We start from the raw sequence: 15,728 nt of genomic DNA on the forward strand, positions 1-15,728 counted from the left end.
TCGGTCGCGGCACCGGTCGCGATGGATCCCCATTGGTCAGGTTGCACCATGGCGGCGACCTCCGTAGCATGACCCGGAACAGCACGGAGCATGCAGCATGAACCCGAACGGCCAGATTGCGATCGTAACCGGCGGCGGCTCCGGCCTCGGCGAGGCAACCGCCCGCGCGCTGGCCGACAAGGGCGCGCGCGTCGCCATTTTCGATATCGGCATCGACCGGGCATCGAAGGTGGCGGGCGACATTGGCGGCGCCGCCATCCAGTGCGATGTGAGCAGCGCCGACAGCGGTGCGGCCGCGGTCACCGAGGTGGAAAAGAGACTTGGGCCAGCGCGCATCCTGGTCAATTGCGCGGGCATTGCCATCGGCGTGAAGACGATCGGCAAGGATGGTCCACATCCGCTCGACCAGTACCGCAAGGTGATCGAGATCAATTTGATCGGCACCTTCAACATGATCCGACTCGTCGCCGACCGTGCCGCCAAACTCGAACCGCTGCAGGGCGGCGAGCGCGGCGTCATCGTCAACACCGCGTCGGTGGCCGCTTATGATGGCCAGATCGGCCAGGCCGCCTATGCCGCATCCAAGGGCGGCGTCGTCGGCATGACGCTGCCGGTTGCCCGCGACCTGGCGCGCTCCGGCATTCGCGTCTGCACCATCGCGCCCGGCATCTTCAAGACGCCAATGATGGCCGGCATGCCGCAGGAGGTGCAGGATTCGCTCGGCGCGGCCGTGCCCTTCCCGTCCCGCCTCGGCGAGCCGTCCGAATATGCCGCGCTCGCCCTGCATATCGTCGAAAACCAGATGCTCAACGGCGAAACCATCCGCCTCGATGGGGCAATCCGCATGGCGCCGAAATAGACGGCCATGGCGGCCGGCGCAGTGAAGACCGGTCCGCTGGCCGGCCTGAAAGTCATCGAGATGGCCGGGCTCGGCCCGGTGCCGCTGGCCGGGCTGATGCTGTCGGACATGGGCGCCGAGGTGCTGCGCATCGAGCGCACCGGTTCGGACCAACCCCTGCTGCCGCTCTCCGATGCGTACAATCTCGACCGTCACGGCCGCTCCATCCTGCGCGTCGACCTCAAGCAGGCCAAAGGAACGGAACTGCTGCTGCGCCTTGCCGAAAAGGCCGATCTGTTTGTCGAAGGCTTTCGCCCCGGTGTGATGGAGCGGCTTGGTCTCGGCCCGGATGCTGCATTGGCGCGCAATCCGGCGCTGATTTACGGCCGCATGACCGGCTTCGGCCAGGACGGGCCGCTCGCAGGTCGCGCCGGCCACGACATCACCTACCTCGCCTATTCCGGTGTGTTGCATGCCATAGGCCGGGAGGAAGGCCGGCCGGTGCCGCCGCTGAATCTGATCGCCGACAATGGCGGCGGCGCCATGATGCTGATCGCCGGGGTGCTTGCAGCGCTGTTCGAGCGCTCGCGCTCCGGCAAAGGCCAGGTGATCGACGCGGCGATGGTCGAGGGCGCTTCGATGCTGGTGGCCCCCATACACGCCTTCATGTCGGCAGGTCTGTGGAGCGACCGGCGCGGCGCCAACCTGCTCGATTCCGGTGCGCCCTTCTACGACACCTATGAGACGGCGGACGCACGCCACGTTGCGGTCGGCTGCCTTGAGCCGCGCTTCTTCGCCGCATTCGCAAGACTGCTGCCGCTCGGCGAGGATTTTGTCCGCGGCCAATACGACAAGGCGTTGTGGCCGGACATGCGCGCGGCCATTGCCGACCGGTTCCGGCAGAAGACACGCGACGACTGGGACGCGCTGTTTGCCGCAAGCGATGCCTGCGTGGCGCCGGTTCTGTCGCTGGCCGAAGCCAGGGATCATCCACACAACCGGGCGCGTCACGCATTTGTGAAGGCCGGTGCGCTCGAGCGCCCCGCGCCCGCGCCACGCTTCTCGGCCTCGCAGCCGGCGCTTGCCGGCATGTCTGAAGATGACGATCAGCTGCCCCAGACTGTGCTGGCGCGCTTCGGCTTTTCGACAGCCGAGATCAAAGCGCTTGTCAAAGCCGGCATGATTGGCCAATAACTGGATTTAGAAAATCAACTTACCTGGTGGGCATTTTGGACCAGCCGAAGAAGGACGTCATTCGCGCGACGGACGCCGAGGCGATCAGGCTGGCCGCAACGCTGATCCGCAGCGCCCGTTTCGGCGCCCTCGCGGTGATCGAGCCTTCGACCGGCGCACCGCTGGCCTCCAGGGTCGGAGTCGCCACCGACATCGATGGCACGCCTCTGATCCTTGTCTCGGCGCTGTCAGCCCATACCGGCGCCATCCTTGCCGAGCCGCGCTGCTCGCTGCTTGTCGGCGAACCCGGCAAGGGCGATCCGCTGGCGCATCCCAGGATAACGCTGGTCTGCCGGGCGCAGCCGCTGGAACGCGGGTCGAGCGCGCATGCCCGCGCCGAGCGGCGCTATCTCAACCGCAATCCCAAGGCAAAGCTCTATGCCGGGCTCGGCGATTTCTCGATCTTTCGCCTCGAGCCGGAGCGCGCCAGCCTGAATGGCGGCTACGGTAAGGCCTACCTGCTCGACCGTGCCGATCTCATCACCGAGGGGTTGATCGTCGACGAGCTGGCCGCCAGCGAACAATCCGCTCTCGACCACATGAATGCCGACCATCTCGACGCCATCGCCGTCTATGCCCATCATTTCGCCAGGGTTGAAGGTGATGGTTGGACCATGACCGGCTTCGATGCCGATGGCATCGACCTGGCATCGGGCGACACCGTTTGCAGGGTCTATTTTCCACAGCCATTGAAGACCGCGCGCGACCTGCGGCCGGTTCTGGTCGACATGGCCAAAGCCGGTCGTGCGCCAGCTACGCAAGGATAATCGTCATGAATCAAAAGCACGTCTTGAGATTTGGGCGAAATGATCTACGATTCAGGCGACGCTGAATCAGCAGCGTGATCCATAGCTGAATTATAGCAGCCAACGCTATTTGCCCCCATAGCGTTTGGATGAGCAGGAAAACATGGGGCATCGATGGTCTCGACCAAACTAATCGCCAATGCCGAATCGGCGGCGACATTTCTGACCCTTATGGGCAACGAAAAGCGGCTCTTGATCATGAGCTATCTGGCCGACGGTGAAATGTCGGTCGGCGCCATCGCCGAAAAGGTGATGCTCAGCCAGTCCGCTTTGTCGCAACATCTGGCCAAGCTCAGGGCGCTCGATCTTGTCGAGACCCGCCGCGACCGGCAGATGATCTACTATTCCTGCAAGTCCGAAGCCGTGCGCGAACTGTTGCGCATGCTGGACGGCATTTTCGGGATAGGCGACTTGTCCCAAATGGCAACGCGTCTGCGCCGCGCCGGGACTTGACCTGCAGGGCTTGACCTGCGGCTCCGATCGCTCCTTACCTCGCTGACGATTTTTCGCCGGCCGAGGTATTGATGGATCCGATCCAGATCGACGACGCGCGCGATCCGCGGGTCGCCGCCTATCTCGACATCCGCGAGCGCGATCTCACCGGCCGCCATGGCCGGTTCGTTGCCGAAGGCAAGGTGGTGCTGGACGTCCTGCTGTCAGCCGGACGCTTTGCTGCGGAGTCGGTCCTGGTCCTCGAAAACCGGCTGGCCGGGCTCGACGACATCCTGCGCAAGGCCCCTGCCGACCTGCCGGTCTACGTTGCGGCAAGCGCCGTCATGGACAGGATCGCCGGCTTCCACATGCATCGCGGTATATTGGCGATCGGCAGCAAGGGCACGCCACAGCCCGCCGAGGCCTTGCTCGACACCTTGCCTGCCGAAGCGTTGATCGTCGTTCTCATCGGCATCGCCAACCATGACAATATCGGATCGATCTTCCGCAATGCCGCCGCCTTCGGCGCCGATGCCGTCTTCGTCGACGCCACCTGTTGCGACCCACTGTATCGCAAGGCGATCCGCGTCTCCGTCGGCGCCGCGTTGAAGGTGCCCTTTGCGTCCTTCGGCGACACTGAAGCTTTCATCGCGAAGCTCGGCGAGTTGGGCTTCGGCCAGGTCGCTTTGTCGCCGCGTGGTGAGGCTGACATTCGCGATGCCGCGCGACCGAAACGACTGGCCCTCTATCTCGGCACCGAAGGCGAGGGCCTCCCGGAGAGCCTGCTTGCCCGCCTGCGGACGGTGCGGATCGCGATGTCGGAAGGGTTCGACAGCCTGAATGTTGCTGCCGCGTCAGCCATTGCGCTGCACCATTTCGCCCTGATAGGCGTAGTCAGGCAATTCCAAGCCGGGGCTTGAAACTCAGCTCGGCAAATCTGCCTTCTGCAACGCCCGCACGCGATCGGCGAGGCTGGTGGTTCCCGACCGCGTTTCCTGCGGCGCCGCCAGCGCCTTGGCGATCGGTGAATCAGGTCCTTCGAGCTTGGCCGTCAAATGGACGACCTCAGCCGCCAGATTGTTCATCTGTTCGCGCAAGGCAGAACCGGCATCATTGCCATTGCCGGGGCCATTCCCGGGCTTCGCGGATCCAGAACCGCCAAGCTCCGCCTTCATCCGCTTGTTTTCGCGGGCCAGCGTCGTCAGCCTGGCTTCGAGCCGCTCTCGGTCGCCTTCGAGCTTGGCGAGCGTCTTGTCCATGTCCTCGTTCCTGGCGCGGGCACTGTCTTGCGCACCAACCAGGCCAGCAGCCGCGGCGCCTCCTGTAGCCTCGCCCTTCACCCGCTCGCGAAGCCGGGCCAGTTCCTTTTCGCGGCGATCGAGCTTGTCCTCGCGATCGGCAAGAGTGGCGAGCAGGCGCTCGAGCTTTCTGTCGAGGTCGGCGGTTCTTTTCTTTTCGGCCTTCAAGGCATCGCGCGTGGCCTTGCCTTCGGCGACGACTTCCTGATGGCGCTTGTCGGCCTCCTTCCGCTGGCCGCGCAGCACTGAAATGTCGTTGGCAAGTTTTTCCAGCTCGGATTCGCGAGCCACCAGTTCGATCTGACGATTGCTGGAGGAGAAGGACGCGTCGTCGTACATATGTTCGAGCTTTTCCAGCTCGAGCGCGCGCTTTTCCATCATGCGCTCTGTTTGTGCAAGCCTGTCCGACAGCTGTTGTATCTGCTGCTCGCGATGCAGCAGCAATTCGTTTTTTTCCCCGAGCTCCGAAAGCGCCTGCTTCTTGTCCTTGCGCTCGACCGCCAGGCCCTTCAGCGCCTCGCGGCCGCGATTGATTTCGACGAGTTGCTCATTCGCCTGCTCACGCAGCGTCTTGATGCTGATTTCGAGCCGGCGCGTCGTCATGGCGAACTCGGCCCGCAAGCTGTCCTTGTCGGCCTGGATCTCGGCCAGCGTTCGCGGCACCGACGCCTCGACACGCTTGCGTGTCAGCGCGACCGCCCGCCGCCAGATGGCCGGCGCGACCAGCAGCGCCAGAAAGCCTGCGCACAGAAAGCCGAGGGCGAAGAACAGGATCGACTGAACCAAGGTGACTACCCGTTACGGGCGGGCCGCTATCCGGCAACCGCCAAGTCTGGACTTTGCCAATGACGCAAATCCAGCGCTGCGGCAAGGGTTTGCCGCAGCTGCACCGGGTCAGAATCTGTTGATCGGGTCGAAGTGTGGTCGGAATCGCTCAGAAAGGATTCCAGGTCGGCCTCTGCGTCAGCTTCAGATAGCCGAGATTGACGCCAAGCCGCGCGCCGACGCCGGTGCGGATCGGCACCAGCAGCACCCTGTTGTTCTGCAGCACGTTGAAGCCGACGCCGGCCACGACATAGGCCGAACCGGCAACGCCGCCGAACCGATTGTAGAGATTGCTGACGTCGTCGAGGTTATAGACGAGCATCATCACCCGCGATCCCTCGCCGCCGAAATCCCAACCGAGCGAAGGCCCTTGCCAGAACACCTTATGGTCGCCGGCATTCTTGGTGTAGAGCGTACCTTCGCCATAGGTCAGGCCGCCAATCAGCGCGCCGGATCCCTCTTCGCCGAGCAGATAGCCATTGGGCAGGCCGTAGGAGGCAAAAATCTTCTCGACGACGGTGGCGAGACCGCCCGACGTCGCGCCGAAGAACTTGTGACCGGAATCGACGATCTCCTGAGCGGTGTATTCCTGTGCCCGCGACGCAGAGGTTGAGAAAGCGAGAGCGCCCATGAGGGCAATCGCCATGAAGAAGACGCGGACAAACGTCCGGTCGTAGAATCGGGAAACCATGCTTCCAATCTCCGTCAGGGAGCACTTTCGCCGACGCCTCGCACCCCGTCCGGCTCTTTAGGCGGCCGTTAAGGATGACTGTTACGGGCAAACTATGCCGTAATCCTTTTTCAACCATTAACCTCCCACATGAACATGGCGGTTCGAAGGCTGTTTCTGACGGTCTGCGCGGGCGCCCATCCTGTGCAAAGTGCCGTTTTTCTCACAAGAATTGTGGATTGTTGCTGCACGCTCGGGCGCTGTGTATTCAGAATGCCTGGGGGGAGAGAGCGTGATTCGGGTGGTGAGCGTGGCTGTCGGCCGCGCGGCCACCAGGATGTGAATTTTAGCAGGGGTTTTTCGCCGATGGCTGAGCTTTTCTCTCTCTCCGCACCCGATCTCGCAGCCTTGTTGTGCAGCCGAGTCTGCCACGACATCATTTCGCCGGTCGGCGCCATCAACAACGGCCTTGAACTCCTGGACGAGGGCGGCGCCGACGAAGACGCCATGAAACTGATCCGGCAGAGCGCCAGAAACGCTTCGGCCCGCCTGCAATTCGCCCGCATCGCCTTCGGCGCCGCCGGTTCGGCGGGCATGATGATCGACACCGGCGATGCCGAGTCCGTCGCCATCGCCTTCCTGAAGAACGAGAAGCCGGAATTGATCTGGAACGGGGTTCGCGCCCTGCTGCCCAAGAACAAGGTCAAGCTGCTGCTCAATTTGCTGCTCGTCGCCAATGCCGCCATCCCGCGCGGTGGCAGATTGGTGGTCACGCTGGAAAACCTCGACACCGAGCCGCGCTTTGCGCTTGCCGCAAGCGGCCCGATGCTGCGCGTGCCGCCGAAATTCCTCGAGCTCCATTCCGGCAACAAGCCCGAGGAGCCTATCGACGCCCATACCGTCCAGCCCTACTACACGCTGCTGCTGGCGCGTGAGGCCAACATGACGATCTCGATTCACGCGACCGCCGAAGAGATCGTGCTGTCCGCGGCTTGAGCGAAGCCGTTCGGCAGGACGCCGAGCATCAAGAACAATCAAGTATCTTTTCCCGCTGATATTTGCGGCAATTCAGAACAGGCAAGTTTCATTGCCGGCAACGCCCCTGCAGAATGGGGCTGCAAACGACATGTTTGTAAAAACTTTACCTAACGGCTTTTCTGCTTCTTTACCAGATCGGCCTAGTGTGCATCCCGATACCCGGATGCCGCCGGTTCGCCCCATGGCAAAGAGGACCCGGAAATGAAGCGCTGCATGTTTGTCGACGATTCGAGCGTCATCAGAAAAGTTGCAAAACGGATTCTTGGCGGCTCCGACATGGTGGTGATCGAAGCGGCAACTGGACTTGATGCTGTCGAGATGTGCGCTGCCGAGATGCCTGATGTGATTGTCGTCGACGGCGCCCTGCCGGACATGCAAGCGGTCGACGTCATTCGCCAGGTTCGCGCCATGGAGAGCACGATCAAACCACAGATTCTGATCTCACTGGTCGAGGTCGACGTTGCCTCGATCATGAAGGCAAAGCGCGCCGGCGCCCAGGGTTATCTGTTGAAGCCGTTCAACCGGCCGCAACTGCTCGAACGTTTTCGTACCTTGAAGGTTGCCGCCTGATTCGGCTCGTTTTCGGCCAAAAAGGACAGCAAAAAACCCGGCCTGAGCCGGGTTTTTTGCATTGGTTCAATCGGATGGTGTTCGCTCAGGCGCTGACGCGGATGTCTTCCGGCTCGCGCAGCACATAGCCGCGACCCCAGACCGTCTCGATGTAGTTCTGGCCACCGGATGCTGCGTCGAGCTTCTTGCGCAGCTTGCAAATGAAGACGTCGATGATCTTCAGTTCCGGTTCGTCCATGCCGCCATAAAGGTGGTTGAGGAACATTTCCTTCGTCAGCGTGGTGCCCTTGCGCAGCGAGAGCAACTCCAGCATCTGGTATTCCTTGCCGGTCAGATGCACGCGCTGGCCGCCGACTTCGACGGTCTTGGCGTCGAGATTGACCACTAGGTCGCCGGTGGTGATGACCGACTGGGCATGGCCCTTGGAACGGCGCACGATGGCATGAATGCGGGCGACCAGCTCGTCCTTGTGGAACGGCTTGGTCATATAGTCGTCGGCGCCGAAGCCCAGGCCGCGCACCTTGTCCTCTATACCGGCCATGCCGGACAGGATCAGGATCGGCGTCTTCACCTTGGACAGGCGAAGTGTCCGCAAGACTTCGTAGCCGGACATATCGGGAAGGTTGAGGTCGAGAAGAATGATATCGTAATCATAAAGTTTACCGAGATCGACACCTTCTTCGCCGAGGTCGGTCGTGTAAACATTAAAACTTTCAGATTTGAGCATCAGCTCGATGCTCTGAGCGGTTGCACTGTCGTCTTCTATCAGCAGAACGCGCATTTCATTCCCCTTTTCTGCCGCCGGACCATGTCACGACCCATCCGGGACCGGAGCAGTGATTGCCTGAACAGAGGCTGCCATCGAATGGTTAACAAAACCTAATTCCGCACCAAGGACGGTACCAGATTTTTTAACCGCTTTCTACACCCTCTTGAATCTAATGATGAATCACAGAACCAAATCGCTAATGCTACACATTAATAAGTCGGACTAAGTGACTCAAGGGACTCGCTGGCCGGCTTCCGCATCGGGAGCCGGAATTTTTACCCGGCCTTAAGTCCTCGCCCTTATGATTAACAATGCGCGTAAACGAATGGTTACCGCCGGCAAAAAACTTTAGGGATTTGTTTCCCATAGTTCGGGGAATGCCGGTGGATACGGGCGGCGCCAGGCCCTGGCGGGCGGATTGGACGATATGTGCAGGTGTGCGTTTCCGGGAGTACCGAATCATGAAGTCACGTGAAAACCTCGTTCGGCTGAAGCAATTTCAGGTGAATGAGAAGCGGCGGCAGCTGCTGCAGCTCGACATGATGATCGCCGAGTTCGAGCGCATGGCCGTTGAACTGGAGCTTCAGATCACCGCCGAGGAGAAGAAGGCCGGGATCACCGACATCAATCATTTTGCCTATCCGACCTTCGCCAAGGCGGCGCGTCTGCGCCGTGATAACCTCAGAAACTCTCAAAGCGACCTCGCCCAGCAGCGAAGCGCTGCCGAATCATTACTCGGCGAAGCTGAAGCGGAGCTTTCCAAGGCCGAGATGCTGGAATCGCGCGACACCAAGATCCGCGACGCGGAACTCGGCGGTCGCAGCGCCATGATCGGCTGACGGCAGGGTTTTAACCCGACCGGCGCCCCCTGACGCCGCGCTTTGCTTTGCGTGTAGCGCGCCAAAAGGCTCCGGCGCTGCTGACCTGGCCGCAAGGCGGCCGCAGCTTCAGGCCCGTGTCAAATCCCCGTCCTGGTTCGCCGCCGCCCTCGCCCGCGCTTGCTTGATGTCAGGCACATGCTCTTCCGACCAGGACCGTATCTGGGTGAGCAGCCCCGCCAGGTTCTGGCCAAGTTCGGTCAATTCATATTCGACCCGCGGCGGGATCACCGGAAAGATTTCGCGCCGCACAAGCCCGTCGCGCTCGAGGACGCGCAGCGTCTGCGTCAGCATTTTAGGCGTGATGCCTTCGAGCTTGCGCGCCAGTTCGCCGTTGCGCATCCGGCCACGGCGCAGCGCACAAACCGTCAGATAGACCCATTTGCTGGCCAGCATCTCGAGCACGGCGTGCGAAGGACACGTCCGCTGGAAGGCGTCATAGCCGGAGCCGCAATCATTATCACTATCCATAAAGTGCCTATATATGGAAAAGGTACATACTGGACAAGGGAATATTACTATCCAAATGATAGTGGCACAGAAACCCCAGCAGGAGCCTCACCCATGCGTGCCGTTGTCCAGAATTCCGTCGGCGGACCCGACGTCCTCGTCATCGCCGATCGCCCTGCGCCCTTGCCCAAGTCAGGCGAAGTGCTCGTGCGCGTGCATGCCGCCGGCATCAATCCGGTCGATGGCTCGGTGCGCGCCGGTTACTATCCTTTGCTGGGCGAACCGCCCTTCACTTTGGGCTGGGATATTTCAGGCACGGTCGAGGCGGTAGGCCCAGGCGTCGATGGAGGCCTCAAGGTCGGTGACGCCGTGTTCGGCATGCCGCATTTTCCCAAGCAGGCCGCAGCCTATGCGGAACTCGCTGTCACCCCGGCTGATGAAATCGCACCGAAGCCGCAAGGCATCGATCACTTTCATGCAGGCGCGCTGCCGCTGGCCGGCCTGACCGCCTGGCAAGGCCTTGTCCGCCATGGCGGCCTGAAGCGCGGCCAGCGCGTGCTGATCCATGCCGCGGCCGGCGGCGTCGGGCATCTGGCGGTGCAGATCGCCAAGGCGCACGGCGCTTATGTCATCGCCACCGCCAGCCCGAAGAAACTCGATTTCGTCCGCTCGCTCGGCGCCGATGAAGTGGTCGACTACACCAAGCGAGATTTCACCGCCGAGGTCAGCGACGTCGACCTGGTGCTGGAGCCGATGGGCGGCGACCATGCCGACCAATCGCTGACAGTCCTGAAGGACGGTGGCGCCCTGGTGTCGCTGCTCAATGTCCACGACACCACCCGAGCCAAGGCTGCTGCGCGTGGGATCCGCGTCGAGCGCATGTCCGTCGTGCCCGACCGTGAAGGCCTCGTCGAACTTGGCAAACTGGTCGATGCGGGAAAGCTTGCGGTCCATGTGGCAAAGGCGTTTCCGCTCGAACAGGCGGGCGCCGCGCACGCTTTTCTCGCCACTAGGCCGATCGGCAAGGTGGTGCTGACGGTCTGAAGCAGGCATTACCGACAGGCAAAAGGGCGCGGTTACCGCGCCCTTTTCTGTTGTGGTCCTGGCTCTAGTGCCGGTATTGCTGGATGCGCGTCGTGCGCAGCCCGGCAAGGCCGTATTCGTCGATCGACGCTTGCCAGGACAGGAATTCCTCGGTGGTCAGCTTGTAGCGCTGGCATGCCTCGTCGAGGCTCAAAAGCCCGCCGCGCACCGCAGCAACCACTTCCGCCTTGCGCCGGATAACCCAGCGACGTGTATTCGTCGGCGGAAGATCGGCAATCGTAAGAGGGCTGCCGTCAGGCCCAATAACATATTTGACTCGCGGTCTAACAAGATCGGTCATCGTACTCTCTACTAAAAACTCAAAGACCCAATCCCCACCACATTACCGCCACAGCTTTAAAAATTGCCTAAGCGAACCCTAATGAGTAGGTAAGGATCATGAACGCCGCGTTAGTCTTTTCGTCGGCATTTGAGGCAACGGCGGGCAGGCGCGCAATTTTCCCGCAAAATCGGCACCGCCGCAAAGCTGGCGCCGCTGGTGTGGTTGACCTATATTCGCGCCACTGCCATTGAAGCGCCGCGCAGAACGAAAGAACCATGAACAGCCTCGACCTTCCCGCCAGCCCGCAAAACACCCGCATCGTCGTCGCCATGTCGGGCGGTGTGGATTCGTCTGTCGTTGCCGGCCTTTTGAAGCGCGAAGGCTATGATGTCGTCGGCGTCACGCTGCAGCTCTACGACCATGGCGCCGCAACGCACCGGGCCGGGTCGTGCTGCGCCGGCCAGGACATTGACGATGCCCGCCGCGTTTCCGAGACACTGGGCATTCCGCATTACGTGCTCGACTATGAGGAGCGCTTCCGTAAGGCGGTCATCGACCCGTTTGCCGAAAGCTACGTCGCCGGCGAAACGCCCATTCCGTGCGTCTCTTGCAATCAGACGGTGAAGTTCGCCGACCTTTTGGCCACCGCCAAGGACCTTGGCGCCGATGCGCTCGCCACCGGCCACTATATCCGCTCCGGGGCCAATGGCGCCCACCGCGCGCTGTTCCGGCCCGTCGATGCCGACCGCGACCAGAGCTATTTCCTGTTTGCCACCACGCAGGCGCAGATCGACTATCTGCGCTTTCCGCTGGGTGGGCTGTCCAAGCCTGCGGTGCGGGCCATCGCCGAAGAAATGGGGCTGACCGTTGCCGCCAAGCAGGACAGTCAGGACATCTGCTTCGTGCCGCAGGGCAAATATTCCGACATCATCGCCAAGCTGAAGCCAGCTGCCGCCAACCCAGGCGACATCGTCCATATCGACGGCCGCGTGCTCGGTCGCCATGACGGCATCCTGCGCTATACGATCGGCCAGCGCCGCGGCATCGGCATCGCCTCGGGCGAGCCGCTTTACGTCGTCCATCTCGACGCCGACCGGGCCCGTGTCATCGTCGGCCCGCGCGAGGCGCTGGAGACCCACAAGATCTATCTGCGCAACATGAACTGGCTGGGCGATCGCGCGCTGTCCGACATTCCGGCCGCCGGCATGGAGCTGTTCGCCAAGGTCCGCTCGACGCGGCCGCCGCGCCCGGCCGTGCTGCATCACCGCGCCGGCAGCACCTTTGTCGAACTGGTCGACGGCGAGTCCGGCATCGCGCCCGGACAGGCCTGCGTGCTCTATTCCGACGACGGCAACGAAGCCCGCGTCTTCGGCGGCGGCTTCATCGAGCGCTCCGAGCGCGGCGCCGAGGCCGAAGCCATGCTCAGCCGGCTCGCAGCCAGGCCGGCGCAGATTCCCGCAGAGTAAACACTACCCCTCTCGGAGACAGTTTTAGTTTCGATCTGCCTTAAGGGCAGAGTTTCGAAACGGTCTCAGGACTTTGTGTGCGTGACTGTACCCGCCGTCAGGATGCGGAGCACCCTGATGGCTTCCTCGCCGCTGGTGCGCGGCTCGGCCCGCGTCTCGATACACTGGATGAAGTGCTCGAGCTCGCGCGTCAGCGGCATGCCCTGGCCGACCGCGACATAGGACGGCTCGTTGGTGGTGAAGGCCCACTGGCCGCTGTCCTGCCACACCGCGTGGCGGTAGACGGCCAGCTTGCGCTCCCATGGCTCGACATCGTCGAACACCGCCATTGCCTTGGTGCCGACCACGGTCAGCCGCCGCTCGCGATAGGGATTGAGCCGCGAGGTGAAGAGATGGCTGCGCAAGCCATTGGGAAAACGCATGTGCAGATGCGCGAAATCGCTGAGATTGTCGAGGAGTGCGGCCCCCTCGCCCCTGACGTCGATCGGCTCGGTGCCGGTGATGGCCAGGATCATCGACAGATCGTGCGGCGCCAGATCCCACAGTGCGTCGTTCTCGGTGTGGAATTTGCCGAGGCCGAGCCGGTGCGAGTGGATGTAGCGAACCTCGCCGAGCTCGCCATTGTCGATCAGCGCCTTCAGCGTCTCGAAGGCGGGATGGAATCGCAAGACATGGCCGACCATGAACACGCGGCCGTTGTCCCTGGCCGCCTGCACGGCGCGCTCGGCGTCGGGCACGGTCAACGCAATCGGCTTTTCCACCAGCACGTCCTTGCCGGCCTCAGCGGCGCGCACGGCAAGATCGGCATGGAATTGCGGCGGCAGCGCCATGACGATGGCGTCGATATCATCACGCACGAACAGCTGGTCGGGCTCGATCGCCAGGCAGTCCTGCTCGCTGGCAAAGCCTTCGGCCCGCGCCCGATTGGCATCGGAAACCGCATGTAGCGCGCCGAGCGCCTTGAGGGTGCGGATGTGGTTGCTGCCCCAGTATCCGCAACCGAGGACTGCAATGCGCGGCTTCATCAGCTTCAAACTCTAATTTCTTGGCCGAGACATAGCGGCGTGCCCCGTCGAACTCAACCCCGGTGGCTTACCGGAGATGCCAGCCCGGCAAAGCTTTTACCGGCGACAATATGCCGGCGCCCTCGCGCATCGATGCTTGACAGGCTCGCCCTCCCAACCTTATATCCGCGCGACCTTGGCGAACGCCTCGAAATGCCTTTCGATTTAAGGCGGATTTCGGGCCTTTCGCCGCCCTGGCGGGGTAGCTCAGTTGGTTAGAGCACGGGAATCATAATCCTGGGGTCGGGGGTTCAAGTCCCTCTCCCGCTACCACCATTCCCCCCGCTCGTTTGACGCCGTGGGGGAAGGCACCCTCGCCCAAGAGTGCCGTTAACCGCCCAGCGATTTCGACTTCGACGCCGCCGATCCTCGATGGATCTCGAAACACCGTGACGGTTTCGACCAAGTCGCGCATTGCCTCTGCACATTCGGAATCGCCAAAAGCAATGCCCTTAGCAAGCCCGGTCCGAAGTTGGTTTAGTTGTTCCTCGTAGCGAGCGAGCACCGCAGGGTGCAGCGCGATCACTCCCGTAGCGGCGGGCACCCGATCCAACTCGGCTAGAATGCCCTTACGCTCTTCATTCAGCGTTGTTGATTGCGGTCCCAGCACGGCTGGGTCGCCATAGCCCTTGGCAATGGCGTTGACCAGGCGCTCGATCTCCCGAGTTAGTTCTTCAAGCCGTCGCTCCAAACGGCTGCGCCTGGCATCGGTGTCGGCTGCCAAGCGCTTCCGTTCTTCGTGGTAGGTCTGGACGTACTGGGCAATCACTTCGGGATGGCGCAACTCGGCGGAAAGGCCGTTCAGAACTGCAGCTTCGACCGTATCCAAATAGAAGGTCTTGGGATCGGCGCATGTTCCGCTTTCAGTCGCGGCGGAACAGCGGATGCGAATGCGCTTGGACTTGTCCACGCCTTTCGACGACATTCCCGCACCACAGGCACCACACCTCAGGAGCCCCGTCAACATGTGCCGTGGTCGGCGCTGGTGGCTTGGATGAGTGGTTGCACGCGCCTTCTTGCGTGCTTGTGCTGCGTCGAACAGGTCGGACGGAACAATAGCGAGGTCGGGCACTGCGACTACTCGCCAGTCACCCTTGGGATTTGGGCGCGAGACACGTTTCCCCGTGTCAGGATCCTTGATCATTCTGACCCTGTTCCAGATCAGGCGGCCAGCATAAAGCTCATTGTGAAGCAGCCCCGTCCCTCTCTGCACATTTCCATTGATGGTGGAGGCATTCCAGGCACGACCGCGAGGCGGCGGTATGCGGTCTGTGTTTAGATCGTGAGCGATATCGCGCGGGGTTTGCCCTGCGACATACTCTCGAAAGACACGACGCACGATTTCCGCTTCATCCTCTGCGATCATCCGCTTCCCGGGATCGCCTAGCACGTACGAATAGCCATAGGTCAGACCGCCGGCGTGAAGCCCTTTGTTGACTCGGCCGGCTTGGCCCCTGCGGACTTTGTGAGCGATGTCCTCTCGGTATAGCTGGCCAACGAGACCGCGCAGGCCGACCAAGACCGTGTTCACCACGCCTTCGTGAACGGCACGAATTTCGATGCCGAGAAATGAAAGGCGTTTGTGAATGCCCGCAAGGTCTTCCATGTCGCGCGAGAGCCGATCAAGTGCCTCTACGACGAGCACGTCGAATTCGTGCTCACGCGCTTTGTCCATGAGCTGAAGTAATCCGTCACGGCCCAGGACGGAGCCACCGGAGCGTGCTCGGTCGTCAAACGTTGCGACAACGTTCAACCCCTCACGTTCTGCATATGCTCGGCACAAAGCGAGTTGATCGTCGATTGATCGCTCATTTTGAAGGTCGGTTGAGAAGCGTGCGTAGATCGCGGTTCGAGTCATGATAAGTTTTCTCGGCCTGTTCACGCTCGTGGTCTTCGCGAGCCGCTTGGCGCGCAAGTGCTTTTGCAAGGCGCAGAATCGCTCTATCAGGCGCTCGGAACAAGGCCCTTTTTTGGTGCCTCACAACCATTGCGAGTAGCGCTCGCTACGGATCGGCTGGGCTTCTG

Annotated in this window: 17 protein-coding genes and 1 tRNA gene; 11 read left to right on the forward strand and 7 right to left on the reverse strand. The window is 61.9% G+C overall.

Going from position 1 to position 15,728, the window contains the following annotated elements; all coding sequences use genetic code 11:
- Positions 1-97: 97 nt before the first annotated feature.
- The 5 genes from NKI05_RS01555 (at position 98) to NKI05_RS01575 (ending at position 4,229) form a co-directional block, all read left to right on the forward strand.
- Entirely contained in the window at positions 98-859 is a 762-nt protein-coding gene (locus NKI05_RS01555) for a 3-hydroxyacyl-CoA dehydrogenase (protein WP_023705950.1), read from the forward strand.
- Positions 860-865: 6 nt separating this feature from the next.
- Positions 866-2,032: a CaiB/BaiF CoA transferase family protein gene (locus NKI05_RS01560; protein ID WP_352792151.1), complete on the forward strand. Its 1,167-nt coding sequence runs from the start codon at positions 866-868 to the stop codon at positions 2,030-2,032.
- Between the two features lie 35 nt (positions 2,033-2,067).
- Complete coding sequence (locus tag NKI05_RS01565) at positions 2,068-2,838, forward strand: HugZ family pyridoxamine 5'-phosphate oxidase (RefSeq protein WP_023686194.1); 771 nt, start codon at positions 2,068-2,070, stop codon at positions 2,836-2,838.
- 153 nt (positions 2,839-2,991) lie between these two features.
- Positions 2,992-3,330 (forward strand): ArsR/SmtB family transcription factor, encoded by a 339-nt coding sequence (locus NKI05_RS01570; protein ID WP_023669951.1) that lies wholly within the window; start codon positions 2,992-2,994, stop codon positions 3,328-3,330.
- Between the two features lie 71 nt (positions 3,331-3,401).
- Entirely contained in the window at positions 3,402-4,229 is an 828-nt protein-coding gene (locus NKI05_RS01575; RefSeq protein ID WP_023686195.1) for a TrmH family RNA methyltransferase, read from the forward strand.
- Between the two features lie 3 nt (positions 4,230-4,232).
- Here NKI05_RS01575 and NKI05_RS01580 read toward each other — a convergent pair whose 3' ends face one another.
- Positions 4,233-5,393: a coiled-coil domain-containing protein gene (locus NKI05_RS01580; RefSeq protein ID WP_023686196.1), complete on the reverse strand. Its 1,161-nt coding sequence runs from the start codon at positions 5,391-5,393 to the stop codon at positions 4,233-4,235.
- A 148-nt stretch (positions 5,394-5,541) separates the two neighbouring features.
- Positions 5,542-6,078 carry a DUF1134 domain-containing protein gene (locus tag NKI05_RS01585; RefSeq protein WP_245259859.1) on the reverse strand — a complete coding sequence of 179 codons (537 nt, stop codon included), beginning with the start codon at positions 6,076-6,078 and terminating at the stop codon, positions 5,542-5,544.
- A 390-nt stretch (positions 6,079-6,468) separates the two neighbouring features.
- Here NKI05_RS01585 and chpT point away from each other — a divergent pair, with 390 nt between their 5' ends.
- Positions 6,469-7,098: a histidine phosphotransferase ChpT gene (gene chpT, locus NKI05_RS01590; protein ID WP_023669947.1), complete on the forward strand. Its 630-nt coding sequence runs from the start codon at positions 6,469-6,471 to the stop codon at positions 7,096-7,098.
- Positions 7,099-7,341: 243 nt separating this feature from the next.
- Complete coding sequence (locus tag NKI05_RS01595; RefSeq protein ID WP_023669946.1) at positions 7,342-7,710, forward strand: response regulator transcription factor; 369 nt, start codon at positions 7,342-7,344, stop codon at positions 7,708-7,710.
- Positions 7,711-7,795: 85 nt separating this feature from the next.
- Here the strand turns inward: NKI05_RS01595 and ctrA are convergent, their stop codons facing one another.
- Positions 7,796-8,491 carry a response regulator transcription factor CtrA gene (ctrA, locus tag NKI05_RS01600; protein ID WP_006203583.1) on the reverse strand — a complete coding sequence of 232 codons (696 nt, stop codon included), beginning with the start codon at positions 8,489-8,491 and terminating at the stop codon, positions 7,796-7,798.
- 449 nt (positions 8,492-8,940) lie between these two features.
- Here ctrA and NKI05_RS01605 point away from each other — a divergent pair, with 449 nt between their 5' ends.
- A complete protein-coding gene (locus tag NKI05_RS01605) occupies positions 8,941-9,318 on the forward strand; it encodes a flagellar export protein FliJ (RefSeq protein WP_023669945.1) in 378 nt (125 codons plus the stop codon).
- A gap of 108 nt (positions 9,319-9,426) precedes the next feature.
- Here the strand turns inward: NKI05_RS01605 and NKI05_RS01610 are convergent, their stop codons facing one another.
- On the reverse strand, positions 9,427-9,828 hold the full coding sequence (locus NKI05_RS01610; RefSeq protein WP_023669944.1) for a winged helix-turn-helix transcriptional regulator: 402 nt from the start codon (positions 9,826-9,828) through the stop codon (positions 9,427-9,429).
- A 93-nt stretch (positions 9,829-9,921) separates the two neighbouring features.
- Between NKI05_RS01610 and NKI05_RS01615 the strand changes: the two genes are divergently transcribed.
- Entirely contained in the window at positions 9,922-10,851 is a 930-nt protein-coding gene (locus NKI05_RS01615; RefSeq protein WP_023669943.1) for an NADP-dependent oxidoreductase, read from the forward strand.
- A gap of 64 nt (positions 10,852-10,915) precedes the next feature.
- Here NKI05_RS01615 and sciP read toward each other — a convergent pair whose 3' ends face one another.
- Positions 10,916-11,191 (reverse strand): CtrA inhibitor SciP, encoded by a 276-nt coding sequence (sciP, locus tag NKI05_RS01620; protein ID WP_013529904.1) that lies wholly within the window; start codon positions 11,189-11,191, stop codon positions 10,916-10,918.
- A gap of 257 nt (positions 11,192-11,448) precedes the next feature.
- On the opposite strand from sciP, the gene mnmA reads away from it, so the two are divergent.
- Positions 11,449-12,639 (forward strand): tRNA 2-thiouridine(34) synthase MnmA, encoded by a 1,191-nt coding sequence (mnmA, locus tag NKI05_RS01625; protein WP_023683624.1) that lies wholly within the window; start codon positions 11,449-11,451, stop codon positions 12,637-12,639.
- 65 nt (positions 12,640-12,704) lie between these two features.
- Here mnmA and NKI05_RS01630 read toward each other — a convergent pair whose 3' ends face one another.
- A complete protein-coding gene (locus tag NKI05_RS01630) occupies positions 12,705-13,664 on the reverse strand; it encodes a Gfo/Idh/MocA family protein (protein ID WP_023699712.1) in 960 nt (319 codons plus the stop codon).
- 235 nt (positions 13,665-13,899) lie between these two features.
- Here NKI05_RS01630 and NKI05_RS01635 point away from each other — a divergent pair.
- Positions 13,900-13,976, forward strand: a tRNA-Met gene (locus tag NKI05_RS01635).
- Here the strand turns inward: NKI05_RS01635 and NKI05_RS01640 are convergent.
- Positions 13,933-15,561, reverse strand: coding sequence for a recombinase family protein (locus NKI05_RS01640; RefSeq protein WP_031205257.1), 1,629 nt, complete (start codon positions 15,559-15,561; stop codon positions 13,933-13,935). The genes NKI05_RS01635 and NKI05_RS01640 overlap by 44 nt on opposite strands.
- Between the last annotated feature and the right edge of the window lie 167 nt (positions 15,562-15,728).

The sequence above is a fragment of the Mesorhizobium sp. M0771 genome (genome assembly GCF_040320155.1).
Classification (GTDB): domain Bacteria; phylum Pseudomonadota; class Alphaproteobacteria; order Rhizobiales; family Rhizobiaceae; genus Mesorhizobium.